This is a genomic window from Kaistella sp. (assembly GCF_032060305.1).
In the GTDB taxonomy this organism is placed as follows: domain Bacteria; phylum Bacteroidota; class Bacteroidia; order Flavobacteriales; family Weeksellaceae; genus Kaistella; species Kaistella yananensis.
In genome coordinates this window covers 39,519-63,102 of record NZ_DAMBHK010000003.1, presented here as the reverse complement: position 1 = coordinate 63,102, position 23,584 = coordinate 39,519, and the positions used below count along the sequence as shown (strand labels likewise).

The following is a 23,584-nucleotide window of genomic DNA, read 5'->3' as shown; positions in this document are numbered from 1 at the left end:
CAAAATTTAAGTTAAGATATAGAAAATATTGGCTTTTTTGACGCCAAATCTGTCTGAAAACCAAAGAATTTCGGTTAAAAAAAGACTCTTTTTGGAAGTTTTAGGCCGTGATTTTTCCAATTTTTATCCTAAAATTTTTGTGCTTGGGACATTTCGAGTCGGTTTTGGACGATTTTTATTTCCTTTCGTACATTTTTTAATTTAATTAGTACGGAATTTTTGTTTCATACTAATGAAATTTTTTTTCATACGTACGAAAATATTTTTTGTCCTTACGTTTTCAGGCTGTTTTCAGTATAAAAAAAGAAAAAACCTTCCAAAAAACGGAAGGTTTTAACTATATGATGAAAAGTCTGATTAGAATTTCAGATCTCCGTTTACTTCTCTTACCGCCTTGGCAGCTGTTTCGAATTTTTCTTTTTCAGCGTCTGTAAGCGCGATTTCCACGATTTTTTCAACACCGTTGGCACCGATAATCGCCGGAACACCTAAACAGATATCGCTTTGGCCGTACTCTCCGTTGAGCATCAGGGAACATGGAATCATTTTTTTGTGGTCGCAAAGGATGGACTGTACCATTACGGAAACAGCCGCTCCCGGTGCATACCATGCAGAGGTTCCTAAAAGTTTGGTTAATGTCGCTCCTCCTACTTTGGTTTCCTCTTCCACATAAGCCTGTTTTTCAGCATCCAGGAATTCAGTTACAGGAACGCCGTTTCTTGTAGCTTTGCTCATTAACGGAAGCATTCCGGTGTCGCTGTGTGCTGCGATCACCATACCGTCCACGTCTGAAATGGGGCATTCCAGAGCTTCTGCCAGTCTGTATTTGAAACGCGCAGAATCCAGGGCTCCACCCATTCCGATAATTTTGTTTTTCGGAAGTCCTGAAGTTTTGTGAACCAGGTACGCCATGGTATCCATAGGATTGGAAACAACGATAATGATAACATCCGGAGAATGTTTTACCAGATTGGCAGTCACTTCTTTTACGATTCCTGCGTTGATTCCGATGAGTTCTTCTCTGGTCATCCCCGGTTTTCTTGGGATTCCGGAGGTGATTACGGCTACTTTCGAGCCTGCGGTTTTGCTGTAATCTCCGGTAGTTCCGGTAATTTTGGTATCAAAACCATTCAGCGAAGCGGTCTGCATGAGATCCATTGCCTTGCCTTCGGCAAAACCTTCTTTAATATCCACCAGAACTACTTCGGCGGCAAAATTTTTCATCGCAATGTATTCTGCACAGCTTGCGCCCACTGCTCCTGCACCTACAACGGTAACTTTCATATCTTTTTATTTATTGTTTTTTAATGGTGATATGGAACCTTACGGTGTCATATCTTTTTATTTATTGTTTTTTAATGGTGATATGGATCCTTAAGGCTGCATATCATTTAATTTTTAAAAGTTTCTTTTCTGAAGTCAAATTTACAAAATATTGAAGTTGCAGACAAAAATGAGCGTGTAAAGTTTTATCAAAAAATCATCATCCCCCAATATTCTGATCACAACCTCTTACAGAACGTTTTCTGTTACGTGCCGGAGTAAGCGGAATCTGATGACTTCCGACAGAGCAGACTGTTGCCGGTCATCTTTTTTATTAATCGCTCTATTCAGTTTTTCTTACCATGAATCAATTATTTTTGGATAAATTCTTGCATACCTTTGTGTCAACTTTCCGAAAAATCATTATGAGTTTTACAGAACATCTTCACCAGGGATACCGCAACAGAAAATTTGATATCGACAAAAGGAAGACCGAAGATTTTATCGACCGGTTTTTCCGGTTTATCTTTTTCCTCGAATACCATCGCTGTTCGGAAATCCCACAGATTGAAGAGCGTCTTGAAGGTTTTAAGACTGAATTCAAAGAAATTCTGTCGTGCGTCATGAAAGGCCAGGAGGCCGTAGAAAGCGATGTTTTTTTCGCGAAATTTCCAAAAATCTACCGCACGCTCGAAAACGATGCTCGGTATATCTGCGAAAACGATCCGGCCGCAAAGAATATGGAAGAGGTTATGTTCTCCTATCCCGGTTTTTTTGCCATTGCAGTGTACCGTTTTTCGCACGAACTTTTTAAAAATAATGTTCCGCTGATTCCCCGAATCTGGACCGAATTTGCGCACAGCAAAACCGGAATCGACATTCATCCCGGGGCAGAAATCGGCGAAAATTTCTTCATCGACCACGGAACCGGAATTGTGATCGGAGAAACAACGGTGATCGGAAAGAATGTGAAACTTTACCAAGGCGTCACGTTGGGCGCGCTATCGGTGACTAAAGATTTGGCCAATGAAAAACGGCACCCGACCATTGAAGATAACGTGGTAATATATGCCAACGCAACTATTTTAGGTGGTGAAACCATAATCGGAGCACACGCACTCATCGGTGGTAACGTATGGATTACCGAAAGTGTCGCGCCGAACTCTGTCGTATTTCACAGGGGATTGGTGACGGTGAAAAATAAACTGCCGGTGAATGAACCGATAAATTTTGTTATTTAAATATAGGGTGATGGATGATCGATGATGGGACGGTTTTTGAAGAACTAAGAGGAGATGCAAAGTTTACCACAGAGAACACAGCGTTCTATTTAGAGGACACAGAGATTTATCATCACCTTTTGGGGTCTTTTGAACAAATAAGATTAAATTTTTTGGTTGGTGTGGTTTTTTTACCACAATGTTCATAAAGATTTCACAAGGGGGCACACTGAAGTGCATTGAAATTTAAAGGCAAAATCTGCCGGCAATTGAAATAACTTAAAAACAGAATATATGAAACTGAACAATGTTTTGGAAGCCATCGGGAATACTCCCACGGTAAGAATCAATAAACTTTTCGATAAGAACGTAGAAGTATGGATGAAACTCGAAAAACAGAATCCCGGTGGAAGCATTAAGGACAGAATTGCCCTCTCGATGATTGAAAAAGCTGAACGGGAGGGCAAAATCAACAAAGACACACTGATTGTAGAGCCTACTTCGGGCAATACGGGCGTCGGGCTCGCTATAGTGTGCGCCGTGAAAGGTTACAAACTCGTGCTGGTGATGCCAGAAAGCATGAGTGTGGAGCGCCGCAAACTGATGTCGGCGTACGGCGCACAGTTTGTGCTTACCCAAAAAGAACTGGGAACGTCGGGTGCCGTAAAAAAAGCGCAAGAAATGGCACAGGAACTCGAAAATGTGTGGATTCCGCAGCAGTTTGAAAACGAAGCAAATCCCGATATTCACCAAAAAACTACCGCACAGGAAATCCTTGCCGATTTTCCCGAAGGTTTCGATTACCTCATCACCGGCGTGGGAACAGGCGGACATATCACCGGCGTTACGCAGGTGTTGAAGCATAAATTCCCCAACCTGAAAAGCTTTGCCGTAGAACCACAGGACTCCCCTGTAATTTCAGGTGGAAAACCGGGACCACACCCGCTGCAGGGCATTGGTGCCGGATTCATTCCCGGAGTTTTAAATACCGGTCTTCTGGACGGCTCTATTCAGGTGGAAAAAGAAGAAGCCTATGAATTCAGCAGAAGACTCGCACGTGAGGAAGGAATACTTGCAGGAATCTCCACCGGGGCATCGCTGGCCGCCATCAACAGAAAACTTTCGGAAATTCCCGAAGGTTCGAAAATCCTCACCTTCAATTATGATACCGGAGAACGTTACTGGTCTACAGAAGGGCTTTTCGGAGAAAATGTTTTCGAATCTTAACGGACGCTAAGTTTCCCGCAGATTCCTGATTTTTTTCAATATGATCATATTCAAAAGTTTAAATCAGTGAGATCTGCTCAATCAGCGAGAAAGAAAATTTCCCATAGAAAATTAAAATCCTGCGGCATGCAGGATTTTTTATGAATACATTTTCTGGCATTTGGGGCAGACGTAAGTTTTGCGTTTTACTTTTCCCATCTCATCAATAATGAGCTCTGTTTTGTCTTTCGGACAGATCTTTTTTCCATAGATCAGCGTTTTTTCTTTTACCTCATCTGATTTCAGGAGATCGAGAAATTCGTAGGCGTAATTCACCACCGTTTCGATCAGGTAAACCAATTTTTTCTCAGGGATGTTTTTCACGGGACTGTCGGGATGAATTTTCGCACGGTAAAGCGCTTCAATCCTAATGATGTTACCAACGCCGGTAAACAGCTCCTGGTCCAGCAGCGCATCACCGATCATCTGGTCGGCATAATGTAGCTGTAGTGTGCTCAGGACGAACTCTCCGTCGAACTCTTCTTTTAAAATATCGGTTTTAAAATTAAAATAATCGGTTGGTTTTCCCTCGTACAATTTGGGATGGGCGACATAAAAATTTATTTCCGAATGAGGAAAATGAAGCGAAAAGCTGGCATTCACCTTTTTTCTTTTATTCACAAGCATGCTTCCGAAAAGCCCAAGATGGACACCCACAAAGAAATCCTTAAACACGAAAAGCAGATTTTTCCCGTAGGCATCAATGTCAAAAATTTTAATGTGGTCGATGACTGATTTATCCATTTCGTTGTAGCCGGAAGCTTCAGAAACGGTTTTTCCTTTGAAACGCTGGAGTCTGTTTTTTAAATGTAAGATGGAAGGTCCTTCGGGCATGTTATTTCTGTTGGTTTAAAAACTGCCGGGTGGCGACAGACTGGTTATAGATTTTCTGACGAATTTTCTGCATTCGTCCTACCGGCTGCAATTCTTCCGGGTTTTCAAAAGGGTTGAATGAGAGGTTTTCGTAGCTGATGGTTTCGTAATCTGAAATATTCTGTTTCGGTAATTTAATTTTCCCTACCGTAATGAACTCCGAATGTTTTTTCTTCCAATCTTTCAGCAGATTATTTACCGGCGTTTTCTTTTCATCAACCGCCAGCTGAACCTGAAAATCGAGTAAAAGTTCACTATTCAGAAAATAGTTCCTTAAGGTTTTCGCCTGGTCAATGTCTTCGCCTTTCTGAACTTTCTTATTTTGTGACGGTTTCAGACGGATTTTCACCATGCGTTCTCCGAGCCGGAAACAGCCAACAGAATGAAAATCGTACGAGGAAATCCACTGTTTTTCAATATCCAGCACCTTCATGACGTTGTTGAGGATGGGCAGAATTTCTTTATCAAAAAAGAGACTCAGCCCGGCTCTGATAAGTCCGGGAATCTTTAAAAATGAAAGCGAAAACGGCGTTCCCCGCGAAATTATAAACCGGTTGGCTTTGAGGTGAAGTTTTAAAAACTTCGAAACCGAATTTGTCACAAAAACCGGAAGATTTACCAAAGGAAATTTTGCGCTTACAGGAATGTTTTTATTGTAGATTTTTACGGCACATCCATACAGCGGATATTCGCCGCTGCCTTCTGAAACAAAGGCATTCGGATGCGAATAACGGATAATGACGCCTAAATTGTGGCCCTTTAAAAATTCAGAAAAATCAGCCGCTCCATTGACGACGGGAATAAAATCTCCGCGCACAAAACCAAAAGATTTGGCATGGGCATTACGGGTAGAAATTCTCTTTTCATTGAGTTTATGGGAAACCGAGACGGCTTTTTCGATGAGTTCAACATCCTCATTCAGGAGCTGTTCTTCTTCGGCGGTGAGGTGATCATATTTTGGCGAATAGGTAAGGTACATCTTGATAGATTTTTCTATTCAGAGGAACATCAAATATGAAACCACGAATTTACACCGAAAGGCTCAGCAGGAACTGATAAGCTTTTTCTGCCCCGGAAATACAGTCCTGATGTCTTTCAACCGTGATCTCCTGATCTAAAATCTGTTTGAAATTCTTCCAGAAAGACCCGGTATTTTCGCCATAACACCGAAAATAACTGAAAGACAAATCTTGAAAATCCGGATGCTTTGAAAGCTGTTTTGCGATGACATTTCCACCTAAAGTGGAACCTTCCATAACGTATAAAATCCCGAACGCTTCGGCTTCATTTCTTATTTCCACAGGCGTAAGGGTTGCTGATTCTTCAATATTCAGCACTTCCATATCCTTTTTAATAGAAGCCAGTTTTCTTCTTTTTTCAAGATTGAGTTGCTGTGCATTCTTAGGAGCTATCGCAGAAAAAACCGCATCTTCAAACTGCAGAAGGAAAAAGTAATTGTAGCGGATGAGATTTCTGTAATCAACGACTGAAAAACGACCGTCGAAAATCCTCTGGGAATTGAAATGTGCCTCCACACGGTCGTGCAGGATTTTTGTATTTGCTTTTAAAGTTTCAGAAATCATTAAGGTTTTTTAAAGGTCAAAATAAAGGTCGTTCCTTCATTTTCTTTACTTTCATAGGTAATATTCCCGCCCAGACGTTTCATAATTCGGTATACAATGGAAAGACCTACGCCATTCCCTTCAAAGGATTTGGCATTGTCCATCCGGTTGAAGATCTTGAACATATGGGCCTGTGCTGATTGGGGAATTCCGATTCCGTTATCTTTTACTGTGTAAATCACATAGTCGCCTTCCACTTTCCCATTGATTTCCACTTTTGGATTCTCACTTTTGGAAGAATATTTCACGGCATTGCCAATGATGTTCAGGAATACCTGGGTAAGCATGGTTTCGTCTCCCATTACATTAGGCAGGTCGCCCACGATAATTTCGGCATTTTGGTTAAGTGTTAGCTTCATATCGCAAGAGACTTTATTGATAATAGCGGTGGCAGACAGCTCCTGAACAGTGATTTCGGATGATTTAGCACGGCTAAGGCTCAGTACGTCACGCATCATGTTTTCCATACCCAGGATTTCCTTTAAAATACTGGCGATTCTTTTGCGGACTTCAGGATTATCGTGATGGGATTTCTCGAGGAGCTGGGCATTGAGTTTAATCACGGTTAAAGGCGTGCCCAAATCATGGGAAATGGTGTATGAAAAACTGTCGAGTTCCTCATTAAGATTGCGGAGTTCTTCATTTAATTCCTGCACCCTTCTGAACTGGGTGTAGGTTGTTTCCAGAATGGTTGCCACTACTTTTTTAGCGGCGAAAATATCTTTGTTTTTCCAGGGCTGTGCTTTTCCTTTGATTTCTTCGATATAGGTTTCAAAAGATTTGCGCGGGGAAATTACAATCAGTTCCTCACCGTCAACGATTCTGGCTTCGGTTTTTTTTGCCGGATTGCCTGCCCACAGGATCTGCCCGTCGATTTCTTTGCGAAACCAGATGAGCAGCTCATTCCGTTTGTCGTCGGTAAACCCGAACATCACGCCTGCTGCATTCTCTATGCTACCCAGATTTCTCTGGTGAGGGTTACTGAAATGATTGGTGGCGTAAAAATTCTTCAGGGGATTTTCTCTTGCGTACTGTACTATTTTGAGGATATTTTCATCGGAAGGTACCTGCCCGGAAGTTCTGATATGATGACCTACAATAATCGCCAGCCCATCGGCTTCCGGATATTCCTGCATTTCCGCCACGTTACTGAAGAGGGAATTCTCAAGGTTATCATAAGCCATGAGTTTTGCCTTCAGGGCTACAATTTTACGGTCGAGCTCTATACTGTCGGCAAGCAGCTGTTTCGATTTATAGGAGGTGTAGGCGTTTGCCGCGATTACGGTAAAAACTTCGGCACGGATGCGGTTGACCAAATCGATATGCTTGGGTTCAATATTCTGGCAGGTCACCATTCCCCACAGTTTATTATTGATGACAATGGAAGTGCTGAAACTGGAGGCTACACCGGTATTTTTAAGGTACTGCCCATGAACCGGCGACATTGCCCTCACGGAGGAATAGGTTAAATCCACCGCGGCATCTGTACTGCTGATGATGGGAACCGGTTCGGAGTACACATTGCTGAAAATACGTTTGCGCTTTTTAAGATACAGTGCCCTTGCCTGTCTTGGGATATCATTTTCAGGATAATGCAGGTGGAGGAAACTTTCGACCTTGCTTTTTACTTTTTCGGCAATTACTTTGCCGCTGCCGTCTTCCAGAAAACGGTACAGCATGATTCTGTCGTATTCTACCGCTTCGTATACCGAATTGAGCAACTCATTCCAGATATCTTTGGAATCGGTTGCGTTATGAATGTTTTCGTATTTTTTGGTGACAAAGTTTTTTTGAATAAAGTGTTCGATAATCTGCTCAAACTCCAAAAACACATTTTCTAAATACCTGTAAATGGTTAAGTGAAAAGGTTTTCCTGTAATTTCTATTCTGTCGAGAAAAACATCTGTTTCTCTCATGGTTTTAAAATCAAGGTTGGTAAGAACAACCGAATCCAGCAAAGCGCGGAAGGCCTGGGGATCGTCACTTATTTTTTTACCAAAAGAGCCTTTATCCATAGGAAAAAGCTCTGAAATATTCTGTGAGAAAAATTTCACTGTTTGCGAATCAGCATCCAGCCCAATAAGGTATCCAAAATCCTGGATATGACCCGAAATATGTATTTTTTCCTCGTGGCAATCCACAAAATTCATAGGCAGAAATAATGAATGTAATAAACAAATATACTACTTTTATTTAACATAATAAGTTACTTTTCTTCTTCGAAATAAAGACGGTAATATTTGCCTTTTTCATCCTGGCCCGTCTCAATCATCTTGCGGTCGCCGTGAATATAGATATGAAAGTTCTTATCGAGCTTTATGACGCTTTTGAAGCCCCGGCTCTGTTTTTTAACGGCCGCTTCGCTGATCGCAAAATCTTCTGAGATGGAAACCTGCATTTCCTGTTCGTAATCGGATTTGAAATTTCCGAAACTTTCAATCACATTGGGATCTTCCAGCACTTCTCTGGTAAATTCATCGTAATCGAAAGTCTCCTTTTCCTTGAAAAAAGTGATCGATTTATTTAGAAAATCTGCCTGATCGGCTTTGGTGGTTTCAAATTCCTGAGGCAGCTGTTTGGTGATGTATTCTTTGTACACCGTAAGGGTTTCCTGGGTTTGAAAATATTCGTCGTCGCGCTGTTTTACTTTCAAGAAATCCTCAAACCAATAATACATATCACCGTTTTTGTTGTTATCCACCACCGAAACGGCATAGCCTGCCTCTTTACTGCTGTTGTATATCAACGCACCTTTATCGAGTTTGGAAAGCCCGATGCCGTAATCTTTTTCAATTTCAAACGCCTCATTCTGAGGGGAAATTTTCAGGAAAGGATTTTTATTTTCGGTTTTGAATATTCCGATATAATCAATCTTATTCCCGTCTGCATTTTCTTCACCTTCAAAATAGACGATAAACAGCTCACCACTCTGCACACGCGGATTTTCGGCCACTTCGTAAAGGTGTTGCGCAATATTTTCCGCTTCGTAAACAAATTTGTCTCTGTCGTCGAAAATTTCAGAAACCGAGCTGTACACCGGATTATTGACCAAATAGGTATCGCTGTAGAAACTAAACTGTTCTTCGGATTTAAAGGCTTTCAGGAAGAAATCTTCCAGCAGTTCCTTCATTTCATCTTCAAGCTGAAGCTCCTCCTGCGAAAGAATTAGTGATTCCTGATTGATTCTGTTTCCAACTTTATGTACAATGATTTTTGAGAGCATTTTTAAGTTTTAAATAAAGTTGCAAAGATATTCTAAAAGGCAGAAGCGAGAAAGTTTCCATGGAAATTTACACAGAAAACATTTCATTCAAAAAAATGGCTGATTATAATGAAAAAAGTTTGAAATAATAATTACAAAAACTGATTATCATCCATAAATTTCCGGAAATCATCGCGGTGCGCCTCGGAAATATTGATTCTTTGATTATTGATAATCTATTGATGCGTTCAATTTGCTCGATTTTATCCAAAGCGACGATGTAGGAACGATGCAAGCGCATGAAATTGTTTTTGGGCAATTTTTCTTCGAGTTTTCTGAGCGTCATCAAAGTGAGAATCTGCTTTTGTTCTGTGTTAAGATAAATCTTCACATAATCCTTCAAACCTTCGATGTAGAGGACGTTTTCAAAATTAATTTTGATTTGTTTATAGTCGGATTTAACGAAGAAAAAATCGCTTTGTTGCGGCGCGACTGAATCCGGAACTGTTTGATTAAAAGGAGAAATTTCGAATAAAATTTTGGCGCGCTTCTCTAACCTCTAACTTCTAAAATCCAACTTCGCACCTCTCACCTTTAATCACTTTTTGACAAATGTCAAAAGATAAAAAAATCTGCGGTCGTAATTTTGAGTCATCATTAATCAACAAAAAATTAATTATGAACACAACCGAAAATCACAGAAAAGTAAGTCATCAACCCGATGCAAGTCAAACGCGCCTGCAAAATGTTCCCACCAACACAATGCCTTTTCCGGATCAAATTGGAAATTACCAAAGAAATATCGGACTTCCAGACGGCAAATTTAAGGACAGCAAAGTTTATATTGTAGGTAGTGGAATCGCCGGACTTTCTTCGGCCTATTATTTCATTCGCGACGGGCAAATTCCTGCCGAAAATATTACTTTTTTAGAGCAGCTCCATATTGAAGGCGGTTCTTTGGACGGCTCGGGAAACGCGGAAACGGGATACATCATTCGCGGTGGTCGTGAAATGGATTTTACCTACGAAAATTTATGGGATATGTTTCAGGATATTCCCGCTTTGGAACTTCCGAAACCTTATTCCGTGCTCGATGAATACCGGATTGTAAACGACAACGACCGCAACCATTCCAAAGCAAGGCTCATTCACAATAAAGGCGAAATAAAAGATTTCAGCAAATTCGGGCTCAATAAAAAAGATCAGTTGGCGGTGATGAAACTTTTACTCGCGAAAAAAGAAGATTTGGATGATCTGACCATTGAAGACTGGTTTTCCCAAACCTTTTTGGAAAGTAATTTCTGGTGGTTTTGGCGCACCATGTTTGCTTTTGAAAACTGGCAAAGTTTACTGGAACTAAAACTCTATTTTCACCGTTTTCTTCACGCTATCGATGGTTTGAACGACCTTTCCTCGCTGGTTTTCCCGAAATACAATCAGTATGACACATTCGTAGTGCCTTTACGGAAACATTTACAGGAACTCGGGGTTAAAATTCAGTTCGGAACCTTGGTAAAAGACCTGGATATCGAAATCACGGGCGATAAAAAAATCATCAGAAATATTAACACGGAACAGAACGGTTCTGAAGTTAAAATTGCCGTACGCGAAAATGATTTTGTGATCGTCACTACCGGATCTATGACGGAAGATACACGCTACGGCGACAATGTTACGGCGCCATTGGTAGATTTTACCAAAGAAAATTCAGGCAAATCAAAAGGATGGACTGTTTGGAATAATCTGGCAAAAAAATCTGAAGTTTTTGGCAAACCTGAAAAATTCAATTCCGATGTTTCCAAATCGGCGTGGATGTCGGCAACGCTCACCTGCAAACCATCTGCTTTCGTAGAAAAACTGAAAGAGTATTCGGTGAACGACCCGTATTCCGGCAAAACCGTTACAGGCGGCATTATTTCGATTACCGACAGCAATTGGGTGATGAGTTTTACCTGCAACAGACAGCCCCATTTCCCGAATCAGCCGGATGATGTTTTGGTCATTTGGGTGTATGCTTTGCTGATGGACGAAAAGGGAAATTACGTTCAGAAAACAATGCCGGAATGCACCGGTAACGAGATTCTGGCAGAGTTGGCCTATCATTTAGGAATTGAAAATCAACTGGATAATATCACAGAAAATACGATCGTGAAAACCACTTATATGCCGTATATCACCTCCATGTTTTTACCGCGTGCCAAAGGTGACCGTCCACAGGTGGTTCCCGATGGTTGCGTGAATCTCGGACTTGTCGGACAGTTTGTGGAAACCAATAACGATGTGGTTTTTACAATGGAAAGTTCGGTGAGAACAGCGAGAATTGCGGTTTATGAACTTCTTGACAGCAACAAACAGGTCCCTGATATCAATCCGCTACAATACGACATCCGTCATTTGTTAAAAGCCGCCAATACTTTGAACGACGGCAAAGGTTTTCCGGGCAGCGGAATTCTTAATAAAGTTTTGAAGAATACCTATTTCGAGCATATTCTGCCGGAAATTTCGCACGACGAACACGATGGTTTTTTCGCGCAGCAGTGGGACAAACTGAAAGGTCTCTTTGAGCATAAGCAAGAAGGGGAGTAATTATTTAACCTGAAAAACCTGAGAGGTCCTGAATACCTGTAAGGTTTTCTAAAATTTAAAAAAAATGACAACAATAAAAAAAATCACCGTAGCCGGAAGCGGCGTTTTGGGTTCGCAGATTGCTTTTCAATCCGCACTGCACGGCTATGACGTGACCATTTACGACATCAACGGCGAAGCAATTGAAAAATCCAAAAAACTGATTGATACTTTTCTGCCCCGATACAAATCGGACCTTCAGATTTCATCTGAAAAACTGGAAGAAGCCTATCAAAAATTGCAGTTTTCCATCAGCCTTCAGGAAGCGGTTTCCCAAGCGGATCTACTGATTGAAGCCATACCGGAAAGTATCGGCATTAAAAAGGATTTTTACAGAAATTTATCCAAAATCGCCCCCGAAAAAACCATTTTTGCCACCAACACTTCCACACTCTTGCCGAGTTTATTGATGGATGAAACCGGAAGGCCGGAAAAATTTCTCGCTTTGCATTTCGCCAACGAAATCTGGAAACACAACACGGCGGAAATTATGGGCACCGAAAAGACCTATCCTGAAGTATTTGAAACACTCGTGGAATTTGCAAAATCTATCGGAATGATTCCACTTCCACTGAAAAAAGAACAGCCGGGCTACATTCTTAACACGCTTTTGGTGCCGCTGTTGAGTTCGGGAATTCTGCTGTATGCTAAAGGCGTTGCCGACATTGAAACTATCGACAAAACCTGGATGCTCGGAACCGGTTCGCCAATAGGACCGTTCGGAATTTTGGATGTAGTGGGTTTGGGAACGGTGTACCACATTTTTAAAACCGAAGCGGAACGTACCGGAAATGAGGAAAAAATGAAGTTTGTCAACGTGCTGAAAAATCAGTTTATCGATGCCGGAAAACTCGGCGTTTCAAGTGGCGAAGGCTTTTATAAATATCCTAATCCGACTTTTCAGGGTAAAGATTTTTTGAAATAGAAAGTTTTCATTGTTACAGCAAGGGCGTCCGGAAATTTCCGGGCGTTCTTTTTTGATAAATGTCAAAGCCAAATTTCAAAGAAAGCCCGAACTTTGCGTTAACAAACAACTGGACAATGAAAAAGAACTTTTTACTGCTGCTGATTTTCCTTTCGGGGTTTTTCTTTTCGCAGGAATATACGCCGGATATTTTGGGAAACGGTTTCGAGCAGAAAACATTGAATTTTCCGAACGATTACGAAGGAAAAGTTACCGCAACTATCATCCGCAAAAAAGCGGAAATTCCGACCCATAAAGCAGTGTTGTATATTCACGGGTTTAACGATTATTTTTTTCAGGCGGAAATGGCTGAAAAATTCAATGAAAAGGGGTTTGACTTTTATGCTTTGGATTTAAGAAAATATGGGCGTTCATATTTGCCGCATCAAACTTTTAATAATGTCAGAAATCTGGACGAATACAATGCCGAAATCGATGAAGCTTTAAAAATCATTGCTGCTGAAAATCATAACAAAATTCTGTTGGCATGGCATTCAACCGGCGGCTTGATTACGACACGTTATTTGAAATATCACACTGAAAATCCGAACATTGCCGGACTTTGGGTAAACAGTCCCTTTTATGATTTCAATATGGGGTTTCTGGCGCAAAAAATTGGGGTTCCCATCATCAGCGGTTTGGGAAAACATCATCCTGACACCAAAATTGGCGGTGGTTTTTCCACTTTCTACGGTGAAAGCCTGCATAAAGATTTTAAAGGTGAATGGAATTATGATTTAAAACTGAAACCCAATGCCAACGGGAAAGTGAATTTTGGCTTTATCCGTGCTATTCACCGTGCACAGAAAGACATCCGCAACGCAGAACTCAAGGTTCCGGTACTGGTGATGCATTCTGAAAAATCGGGTTATCCAAAAGTCTGGATTGAGGAAGTGACTTCCACCGATATCATCCTGAACGTGAAGGATATTCAAAAAAATGCTGAAAATTTAAAGGGAGATGTGACGATAATTCCCGTTAAAGGCGGCATTCACGATTTGGTGCTTTCCAAAAAACCGGTGCGAGAAAAAGTATATGACGAACTTTTCAGTTGGCTACAGAAGATTAATTTTTAATAGTTTATTTTTAATGTTTAGTTAGTGAATAATGCCTCATCTTTGGGGCATTATTTTTATTTTTGTGCAAATTGAATCCTGATGACTTTTCCCGAAATCCTTGCCACCTACATCACCATCGATGATGATATCCGCAGTTTTCTGAACACCCAGACCGAAAAACTCTCGGTGAAAAAAGGAACCGTTATCAGCGATCAAAATACGCTAAACCGCAAGGTGTATTTTGTGGAAAAAGGGCTTCTGCGCTCGTTTTATTTTGAAAAAGGAAAAGACATCACCACTAATTTTTACCCCGAAAACAGCATCCTCGCGAATAAAGACACCATTTTTGAGAAAATTCCGGCACGGCATTCCATTGAAGCCATAGAAGACAGTGAGATTGTCTTTTTCCGTTACTTGAAAATGGAAGAACTCTGCGAAACTTCGCTCACCATAGCCAATTTCAGCCGCCGTGTTTTGGGACTTCTGATGACGAATATGGAAAGGCGCATCAATTCCTTGCAGTATATGACGGCAAAGGAAAAATATATTCAGCTTTTAGAAGATAATTCTGATATACTTTTGCGTGCGCCGCTTGGGATGATAGCTTCTTATCTTGGCATTTCTCAGGAAACTTTGAGTAGGATCAGAAGTGAGGTTTAGAAAAGTTATCAAAGTACAGACAGAGATTCTGCTTGAATGGCGGTGCGAAAAATAATTGTGCATTTTGTAAAGATTTTATTCTTGCGTGTGGAAGCTTTTTAAGCCAGAACAATTGAAACCGACTATAAAAGAAAAGCGATAAGCTTAACAAAAAAAACGCTGTAAACTAATAGCTTACAGCGTTTTTATGGTTATTGTTAATCGGTTTTAATCGATCCTTATTTCACTTCTTCCAAAATAACGAATACTATAAATCAATTAGTTATAACTTCAAGATACAAATAAGATACAAAATCAATGTAACTATTATATTATTTTCATTATGTCATCTTGCTTGAAAGAATATTAACTATGCTATAGGACAGAGGTTCTGGATGCAAGGATCTTCAATAATTTGATAGAAGTACGGGAAATAACTTCTGATTGAATGGAGCATTACAACAATAACAGACCTCATGAGAGCTTGGGAAACCTATCTCCAATGCAGTATTTGTTGAAAAAGGAAAACTCGCCAGACGCTAATCCCAACACCGAGTTTTCTCCTTTCCAACAAATTTCGCCAACATCAACAACAGAATGAAATATTTTATAGTTTTACAAAACAAAATGAGGGTATAATTCTGTCCAACGTTCGGGGAGACTTACACAGAATACGGCAGATTCCGCAACGCTGTGATATTGTATTTGATTTCCGCTTTCCCCGGAATAATGAAAGACGTGGTATGAACTGCTTTTTTAAGGTCTAAAGACTGTTTCCAGTTGGTTACAGATCTCTCTCTACTTTTTGCCCGTCCAGAGACAGTTCCAGATGAAAAGGATTGATGCCTTGCAACGCTTGGTTGACACCGGCATCACCAATATCAAAAACTTGATTCAGCATCACGTGGCGCACAGAAAATGGCTCTTTCCAAGGGAGAATGCCGATTTTTCCATTTGCAATGGGTGCGCCTACATAATTTTCGGTGTTCATTGCATCAATCGTCCACAATGATCTTTTGCTTTGAGCAATGGCTGCTAAAACAAACAGAAAAACCAAAATAACCGTGATGCTGAATCTGTTTTTATACATTATTAAAATTTTATCTTAGAGTGATTTCAAACCTTTGATCTCAGCTTTATCCTTCACCGGAATAATGCTGATCGCATAACCACCACCGGGAACTGTAAGCTGCTCCAATTTTGATTTGCTTGTAACAATCACTTTACGAATGTTGTAAGCCTGTGGATTTTTAAGGTAGTCCGCATCTTTCGCATCAGAATAGATGGTTGCAATATACTGTTTGCCGGCATCCAGGAAATCAAAAGAAATTTTGGAAGTGAACGGCTGGTAACCACCAACATTTCCTACAAACCATTTGTCTGTTCCTTTAGCTTTTCTGGCAACGGTAATGTATTGTCCCGGTTCTGCTTCCAGATATTTGCTGTCATCCCAATCTACTGCTACATCTTTGATGAATTGGAAAGCATCAGAGAATTTCTCATAATTTTCAGGGAAATCGGCTGCCATCTGCAACGGGCTGTACATCGTCACATACAAAGCCAATTGGTTGGCAATGGTTGCATTCACGTGAGAACCGTTGGTCACATCCATCTGGAAAATCCCCGGCGTATAATCCATTGGTCCGCCGATTAATCTTGTAAATGGTAATATCGCTGTGTGATTCGGGTTGTTTCTGTCGTTTCCGAAAGCCTGATATTCTGTTCCACGGGCAGATTCATTTCCGATAAGGTTAGGATAAGTTCTTGCAATTCCCGTCGGACGAACTGCTTCGTGCGCATTCACCATAATTTTGTAATCCGCAGCTTTTTCAATCGCATATTGATAATGATTGTTGGTCCATTGGCTGTAATGCGTTTCTCCAACCGGAAGAATATTTCCTACATAACCACTTTTCACAGCATCGTAACCATATTTGTTCATCAGCTTGTACGCAGCATCAATATGACGCTCATAGTTACGGATAGAACCGGAAGTTTCGTGGTGCATAATTAATTTAACCCCTTTTAAATGGGCATAATCATTAAGATCTTTGATGTTGAAATCCGGATAAGGTGTTACAAAATCAAAAACATAATCTTTGTCATTCCCGAACCAGTCTTCCCAACCAATGTTCCAGCCTTCCACCAAAACGGCATCAAATCCGTTCTTAGCCGCGAAATCGATATAACGTCTTACGTTGGCATTGTTGGCACCGTGTTTTCCGTTTGGTTTTGCTTTGGAATAATCGGTAATTCCTAACTGAACAGAAGGAAACTCGTCTGTATATGCCCAGCTGCTTTTTCCTGAGATCATCTCCCACCAAACACCTACATATTTGGTTGGTTTGATCCATGATGTATCAGTAATTTTGCTTGGATCGTTCAAATTATACGTCATTTTAGACGCCAGGATATTTCTTGCATCATCGCTCACGATAATCGTTCTCCAGGGCGTGTGTCTCGGTGCCTGCATCTTACCTTTGTCTCCGTGAGAATCCGGTGTTAACCAAGATTCGAAAACTAAATTTTTATCATCAAGGTTCAGGTGCATACAAGAATAGTCAATCAAAGCCGCCTCATGAAGGTTGATATAAATGCCGTCTTTGGTTTTCAGCATCAATGAAGTCTGAACACCTGTTGGCGAAAATGAAGTCTGAGAAACATTTCCTTTTTCATAAGATTTTGCCATCAACCCTCTTATTTCAGAAAGTTTGGAGGTTGTATAATTATATTCCTGAGTATCATAATCCCCCGGAATCCAATAGGCTGTATGGTCTCCCGTCATCGCAAACTGGGTTTTCTCTTCTTTTATGGTGAAGTAAACCAGATTTTTTTGTTGAGGGAACTCATAACGGAATCCCAAACCGTCATCAAACAAACGGAAACGGATATCTACCAATCGGTCTGTCCCAGATTGTTTCAGGCTTACAACCAATTCATTGTAATGGTTTCTGATGTTTTTGGTTTCGCCCCAAACCGGTTGCCAAGTTTCATCAAACTTTGCTGTTTTGGAACCTGTAACCGTAAAATTGTTGTTCAAAAAATTACGGGCATCGTTTGCCGCAGCATCTTTGGTTTTCAGCTCAAAGCCCAGTTTACTAGGTTTGATGATTTCTTTACCTTTATAATTGAGTTGATAGGTAGGGAAACCACCACTCTGAATGGAAAAATTCATCACAAATTTGCCGTCCGGAGACTGGAGTTTTTGCGCAAAAATAAGGCTTACAAAACTTAATGCAATTAGCAGTACTAACTTCTTCATTTTCTATTAATTATTTATTTTAATATTTATTTTCTTTCTTTTATCCGGTGTTTTCACCAGCAATTTTTTTCCGTTTTCATCCCAGCTCCATTGTTGTGAAAAATCAGTCTCTATATTCAATTTTTCTATCGGAGCCAATGTTATCAAATTTCCGTTGATGGAAACCGAAGTTGGCTTTTTATCACTCAAAATACTGAGAACAAAATTTCTTTTATCAGACTGATGAAAACCTTTATCATCTGGTGAAATATCAATATTGTAACCGTTTAAAACCGTTGTGCAAATGATATTGGTTAACGAAAAAATATTTTTCAGATAATCCTGATTTTCGCCCTCGTCTTCGTAAAGCGTAAAACTTGCTTTTTCATCCTCATAATTTGGGAAAATATGGAAGGTCACAGGATAATCTTTCTTCTCGCCAATGTATTGCATAATGGGCATCATCGGAACAATCGAACCTTTTTTCACAAAAATAGGAATGGTATTGAGTGGTGCTTTGTAAGGTAGTTTTTCGCCACCCAGATATTCTGTTTTTTTATCATTAAAATCGATCCATTCGCCATCCGGGAAATAAACACGTTTTACACGTTCGCCTTTTTTGAGAACAGGTGCCACAAGAATCTCTTCGCCAAACATAAACTGATTGTCAATTTTTGCGGCTTCCAAATCTTTAGGATATTCCATAAAAAGACCTCTGGTAATCGGCAAGCCGGTGTCGTGTGCTTTTCTGGAATAGGTGTATAAATAAGGGAACAGTTGGTATTTTAACTCGATGGCGGCTTTGGTATTTTTCTCTGCCACTTCGCCAAACATCCAAGGTTCTACCGCATTATCTCCCTCGTGGTGCGCACGGCTAAGCGGACAAAACACGCCAAACTGCATCCATCTTGTGTAGAGTTCTGCCATTGCCGGATAATCTGTAATATCGCCGCAATAGCCAGAGATATCGGTTGTCCAAAATGGGATACCACCCAAACCTGCAGAAATACCAACGGCAACCTGATTTTCCATTTGTGACCAACCATCGAGAACGTCGTTCCCGTTTCCACTGTCGTTGGTCCAACCAAATGTGTAACGTTGCAAACCAGCATAAGCCGAACGCGTCATCTGGAAAATACGCTTATTGGGATTTCTTTTATCAAACTGCTCTTTTACCACTTTGTCCCAAGTCAATCCAAAAACATTGTGGATCTCATCGTGCATCCCAAGATGGTGTTTCATATTCAGCCTGTCGGTATCTTCTTCGTTGCTCCAAGCTGGTTCTCCCATATCTGTCCAAAAACCGCCGATGCCGTCATCCAATGGTTTTTGCTGATATTTGCCCCACCAATCTGCCACGGCAGGAAGTGTAAAATCTACAACACCACAGTTTCCGCCCCACGGCCACGGCATTTCGTAAGCTTTGTCTGTGCGGATATCCTTTACAAAATAACCCAGTTTGTTGGCTTCTATGTATTGTTTATTGTCTTTTTTTGAAATCACGGGATCTTGTGATACAATCATTTTGAATCCGTTGGATTTCAGTTTTTTCAGCATCCCTTTCGGGTCATTGTAGTTGCCTTTTCGCCATTCGAAATCTTGAAGATTCTGAGTCCATCCGATGTCCTGATAAATTATATCAATTGGAATCTGGCGTTTTCTGAACTCTGCTGCAATTTCCAAAGCTTGATCTTCTCTGGTGTACAAACCGCGACTTTGTGCAAAACCCAGCGCCCATTTTGGAGGCATAATTGGTTTCCCTGTCAAAGAAATATATTGCTTCTGGATATCCTTATAATCTTTTCCGGAGATGAAGTAATAGACAAATGCACCATCAGGTGCTTCAAAGGAATAATAATCCTGAGATTCTGTCCCGAATTTGAATTCGCTTTTATAAGTATTATCCAGGAAAATCCCATAATTATAACTGCTCATAAAAAAAGGTATGCTCTTGGCAATCGGGTCTTCTGTGGTAGAGTAACAAGGTTTGTCGCTGTTCCACATTTTATAATTTTTCCCTCTTCTGTTAAGTGTTCCGGTTTTCTCGCCCAAGCCAAAAAACTGCTCATCACTTCTTAGGTTTTTGTAGGACTTTACACCTTTCCCGTTTGGGACATTTCCTTTGTCGTTATAATCGCTAAAAACCAGTTTCTGATATTTGTCGAAAATCTGGAGTTGCATCGGATTTTTGTTGACACGGATTCTTAGTTTTGAGGTAAAGATCTCGTAGGCAGAAGGTTCTTCATTCACTGATATATCGCCGATATTTTCCAATTTTTCATTAACGACGGCGAAAGAAGGATTCTGACGCGAGAATTTGCCCGACTGGTCAAACCAAACTTTCACAACAGAACTGCTGTTGATTGTTAATGATAATTTTGAACCGTCTTTGCAATTAAAAGTGACTTCATTCCTTTTTTTTGTAAACGAGGTGATCTCGCCAGCAAACAGTATTGAAGAAAAAAGCAGTCCGATGAAAAGAAAAAGTTGTTGTGTAACTTTCATTTTACTTTTAATTTTTTAATTTATTTTTTTTGAGCAATAATCTCCCGAGACACTTCCAATTTTAAAAAAAAAATCAGAGGTATCATAATATCTTAAAAATCACACGGCAAAAATTGCCGTGCGATTAATTGATATGAAAAAAAGTTATTGAATGCTTAGTGTATTGGTATCCAGATTAAGTGTAATAGTGTGGTTACCAGCTTGCGCAGCTGTCACCTTCCATTTAAAATCTGTTGCATCACCGCCGGCACATTTTACTCTCTCTTGGAAACTTGTATTAGAAATGCTTTGATCTGCAACTACACCAACCAATTCTGTCCCATCACACCAAGTCGTATTGAATTTGGTGAATTTGAAAGAACCAGCAGTAAGGTTACCTGTCCAAGTGTAAACGCTTCCGTTTTTCTGCATTGGAGTAAATGATCCCATATTCCAACCATTTGGAGTGGCATCTCCGATTAGATATACATTAATAGGTTCAAATTTTATGGTATTGTTTGCTGTGTTAAGTGTAATTAGATATCTGCCTGCTGCAGCTGCACTTACTTTCCATTTGTTATCAACTGCACATCCAGAATTTTGAGCCATTCCTGTAGCTACAAGATCTTGATTGTCTACCAGTGGACGATACCATTGTCCGCACCACTCTCCTTTTGTACCCGTTAAGAATTTGAAGTTTCCTTCTTTAAGAGAACATTCTAAAGTGAAAATAAATGGATTACTTGTATCCTGTTTTAAAGCAACAGGGTTATCAACATCCCAACCACTTGGCGATGCGTCACCTACAATCCAAATATCACTGAACTGAGGACCATTCATTTGTTCTATTTTGATGCTTAACGTCAGTACGTTTACAGTAACTCTGTATAAACTTGCGTTATCAACAGTCCATTGTAAATCTGCACCGCTTCCGCCGACGTTGTAAACCATTTTGGTCTCATCATTAGCATCTTTGGTATAGAAATCTTGACACCAGCAACTCTCCTGAGTGGTAGCAAACTTGAAGTTTCCAGCTTTCAACTGTCCATAATAAACAAACTCTGCTGGGTTACTTGTACTTTTTGTAAGTGCAGTAGCTTTTGTAATATCCCAACCGTTTGGTGAAGCATCTCCAACAATATATAAGGTATTAGTAAATGGTTTATAAGGTTTGATTGTAAAATCTACAACAGCAGATTGAGACTGTACAGAGCTGTCAGCAAAAGTAGCTGTAACTCTTGCCTGCATTGTGATAGCTGTGTTGGGAGTTGCTCCGTAAACATCAATAAGCAAAGTATTAAGATCGCTGATTACGATATCATGAGAGTAGATGTTTTTCCCTATATCATAAGACTGTGGATTAGAAAAATTATTTTCTTTTTTATCAATTTCCAATTTATAAGAAATTGCTGAGCTTGTGCCATGATTGTTAGCCGGAGTCCAGCTAAAATTGAATTTTGAATTATACATTGACGGCAGCAACTCACTGATTTCCGAAGTCTTCACAGACAATTCGCTGAGTTCAAACTCTTCTGAAGCCAGCTCTTCCCGACAGGCAAAAATGCCAAGGAACATAAGAGGAACAATCCAAAATAACTTTTTGCTCCAATTTTTTATGTTAGATTTTGTTTTCATAATTCAGGATAATCTTTTTATTAATAGCCAGGATTTTGTGTAAGATTAGGATTTCTGTCTCTTTCTATCTGAGGAATCGGAAGAAGCAAATGCTTGGTAGTAGCGTTGGTTTTCCCAATTGAATGTAAGAAGTCTAAACCATATTGTCCGTTGTTTGTACGTACAAGGTCAAACCATCTTTGTCCCTCGAAAGCCAACTCCATCCTTCTCTCGTGTAATACTTTGCCACGGAATGCGGCTTGTGAAAGTCCGGAAGTTAGATTTGTCAATCCAGCTCTTGTTCTCACAGCGTTGATGGGAACCAATGCCAGCGAAGTCTGTCCCAGCTCATTAAGCGCTTCGGCTTTCATCAACAACACTTCCGAATAACGCATGATTGGGAAGTTAAGCGGACTGTTGTCGTAAGACGGGAATGCAGATAAAGGCACAAGGAATTTTCTTACATTATATCCTGTGAGGGAATAGCTGGCTTTGTATTCTTTGCCATCATAATCCGGACAACCTTGATAGAAAACAGTTTTGTCTTTTCTTTTGTCTCCAGCTTCGTAACTGTCAACAAATTCTTGCGTTGGCTGATTCCAGCCCCAGCCTCCGCTAACAAAATTTGCACCACGAGGTCCCATAAATGTACTGGTCCAAGAAGCCTGATTTTCATTGCTCCAGAAATCGTATCCACCATCAGAAGCGTACTGAACTTCGAAAAGGGATTCTATTCCATTTTCTGTATTAACATTAAAATTATCAGAATAATCTGCATTCAGTGCATAGCCCATTCCTTCTAATTGGTTGGTAAGGTCTACCACTTTTTGCCAGTTTCCTAAGGTTAGGTTTACTTTTGCCAATGCGCCAATTGCTGCACCTTTGCTTGCTCTTCCTTTATCAGCCTCACCATACTGTTGTTTTGTTGGTAATAACTGGATCGCTTTTTCTAAATCGGAAACAATCAGGTTATAAATATCTGCTTTTGGTGCTCTTGCCGGATAAAGATCTCCGTTCACATCCTGAGGCTCCGTTACCAAAGGAACATCACCAAAAAATCTTACTAAAATGAAGTAATAATGCGCTCTTAGGAAATAGGCTTCTCCCAAACATTTGTTTCTGACCGCATCGTCAATATTTAAAGTTGGAGCTATTTTGATGATAATATTAGTAGATAAAATCCCTGGCCATGGTCCTCTCCAAAGATCCAAGACTCCCTGGTTATCTGTACTTGTTACAAAATTGGCTAACTGAGTGGTTTCTATTCCATCGTCTCCGCCACCTGCACCTACAATGCTATTACCTGCAAATATATCGCTAGTCCACATTCTCATATTATAGAGTTTGGGACGTTGCAAAGGCTGATAAGCTCCGTTTACTAAAGTTATTAACTCTTCTCCAGTCTTTGGGTAGTTACCTGTGTTGATAGTGTCTGGTTGGGTTTTGTCCAAAAAGTCATCACTACAGTTGACTGCTGTGAGTGTGATGAGTGCGAGTAATGCTATTTTTATCT

General features: G+C 40.3%; 18 protein-coding genes. 6 read left to right on the top strand and 12 right to left on the bottom strand.

The genetic code is table 11. The annotated features are described in order from the left end of the window. Positions 1-357: 357 nt before the first annotated feature. Complete coding sequence (locus V5N63_RS00975) at positions 358-1,284, bottom strand: malate dehydrogenase (protein WP_332024172.1); 927 nt, start codon at positions 1,282-1,284, stop codon at positions 358-360. Between the two features lie 404 nt (positions 1,285-1,688). Here V5N63_RS00975 and epsC point away from each other — a divergent pair, with 404 nt between their 5' ends. Both epsC and cysK read left to right on the top strand, forming a co-directional pair. Then, positions 1,689-2,504: a serine O-acetyltransferase EpsC gene (gene epsC / locus V5N63_RS00970; protein ID WP_332024174.1), complete on the top strand. Its 816-nt coding sequence runs from the start codon at positions 1,689-1,691 to the stop codon at positions 2,502-2,504. 273 nt (positions 2,505-2,777) lie between these two features. Beyond that, entirely contained in the window at positions 2,778-3,710 is a 933-nt protein-coding gene (gene cysK / locus V5N63_RS00965; RefSeq protein ID WP_332032194.1) for a cysteine synthase A, read from the top strand. Positions 3,711-3,848: 138 nt separating this feature from the next. Here cysK and V5N63_RS00960 read toward each other — a convergent pair whose 3' ends face one another. From V5N63_RS00960 to V5N63_RS11890, 6 genes are all read right to left on the bottom strand, one after another. Beyond that, on the bottom strand, positions 3,849-4,583 hold the full coding sequence (locus V5N63_RS00960; protein ID WP_332032192.1) for a DNA-formamidopyrimidine glycosylase family protein: 735 nt from the start codon (positions 4,581-4,583) through the stop codon (positions 3,849-3,851). Position 4,584: 1 nt separating this feature from the next. Continuing rightward, complete coding sequence (locus V5N63_RS00955) at positions 4,585-5,601, bottom strand: hypothetical protein (protein WP_332032190.1); 1,017 nt, start codon at positions 5,599-5,601, stop codon at positions 4,585-4,587. A gap of 49 nt (positions 5,602-5,650) precedes the next feature. Further along, positions 5,651-6,205: a biliverdin-producing heme oxygenase gene (locus tag V5N63_RS00950; protein ID WP_332032188.1), complete on the bottom strand. Its 555-nt coding sequence runs from the start codon at positions 6,203-6,205 to the stop codon at positions 5,651-5,653. Then, complete coding sequence (locus V5N63_RS00945) at positions 6,205-8,394, bottom strand: ATP-binding protein (RefSeq protein ID WP_332032186.1); 2,190 nt, start codon at positions 8,392-8,394, stop codon at positions 6,205-6,207. Before V5N63_RS00945 ends, V5N63_RS00950 begins: the two co-directional genes overlap by 1 nt. 56 nt (positions 8,395-8,450) lie before the next feature. Continuing rightward, a complete protein-coding gene (locus V5N63_RS00940; RefSeq protein ID WP_332032184.1) occupies positions 8,451-9,467 on the bottom strand; it encodes a nucleoid-associated protein in 1,017 nt (338 codons plus the stop codon). A 103-nt stretch (positions 9,468-9,570) separates the two neighbouring features. Beyond that, entirely contained in the window at positions 9,571-9,882 is a 312-nt protein-coding gene (locus V5N63_RS11890; protein ID WP_442905762.1) for a LytR/AlgR family response regulator transcription factor, read from the bottom strand. A gap of 242 nt (positions 9,883-10,124) precedes the next feature. On the opposite strand from V5N63_RS11890, the gene V5N63_RS00935 reads away from it, so the two are divergent. From V5N63_RS00935 to V5N63_RS00920, 4 genes are all read left to right on the top strand, one after another. Then, positions 10,125-12,032 (top strand): oleate hydratase, encoded by a 1,908-nt coding sequence (locus V5N63_RS00935; RefSeq protein WP_332032182.1) that lies wholly within the window; start codon positions 10,125-10,127, stop codon positions 12,030-12,032. Positions 12,033-12,096: 64 nt separating this feature from the next. Continuing rightward, positions 12,097-12,996, top strand: a complete 900-nt coding sequence (locus V5N63_RS00930) for a 3-hydroxyacyl-CoA dehydrogenase (RefSeq protein ID WP_332032180.1) — start codon at positions 12,097-12,099, stop codon at positions 12,994-12,996. Positions 12,997-13,112: 116 nt separating this feature from the next. Then, on the top strand, positions 13,113-14,111 hold the full coding sequence (locus tag V5N63_RS00925) for an alpha/beta hydrolase (protein WP_332032178.1): 999 nt from the start codon (positions 13,113-13,115) through the stop codon (positions 14,109-14,111). Positions 14,112-14,192: 81 nt separating this feature from the next. Beyond that, positions 14,193-14,753 (top strand): Crp/Fnr family transcriptional regulator, encoded by a 561-nt coding sequence (locus V5N63_RS00920; RefSeq protein WP_332032176.1) that lies wholly within the window; start codon positions 14,193-14,195, stop codon positions 14,751-14,753. A 763-nt stretch (positions 14,754-15,516) separates the two neighbouring features. Here the strand turns inward: V5N63_RS00920 and V5N63_RS00915 are convergent. From V5N63_RS00915 to V5N63_RS00895, 5 genes are all read right to left on the bottom strand, one after another. Continuing rightward, positions 15,517-15,822: a hypothetical protein gene (locus V5N63_RS00915; RefSeq protein ID WP_332023601.1), complete on the bottom strand. Its 306-nt coding sequence runs from the start codon at positions 15,820-15,822 to the stop codon at positions 15,517-15,519. Between the two features lie 15 nt (positions 15,823-15,837). Then, complete coding sequence (locus V5N63_RS00910) at positions 15,838-17,994, bottom strand: glycoside hydrolase family 97 protein (protein WP_332023603.1); 2,157 nt, start codon at positions 17,992-17,994, stop codon at positions 15,838-15,840. A 6-nt stretch (positions 17,995-18,000) separates the two neighbouring features. Continuing rightward, positions 18,001-20,478 (bottom strand): glycoside hydrolase family 31 protein, encoded by a 2,478-nt coding sequence (locus V5N63_RS00905; RefSeq protein WP_332023605.1) that lies wholly within the window; start codon positions 20,476-20,478, stop codon positions 18,001-18,003. Positions 20,479-20,622: 144 nt separating this feature from the next. Next, positions 20,623-22,092, bottom strand: a complete 1,470-nt coding sequence (locus V5N63_RS00900; RefSeq protein ID WP_332023607.1) for a SusF/SusE family outer membrane protein — start codon at positions 22,090-22,092, stop codon at positions 20,623-20,625. A gap of 20 nt (positions 22,093-22,112) precedes the next feature. After that, on the bottom strand, positions 22,113-23,582 hold the full coding sequence (locus V5N63_RS00895; RefSeq protein ID WP_332032174.1) for a RagB/SusD family nutrient uptake outer membrane protein: 1,470 nt from the start codon (positions 23,580-23,582) through the stop codon (positions 22,113-22,115). Positions 23,583-23,584 lie beyond the last annotated feature (2 nt).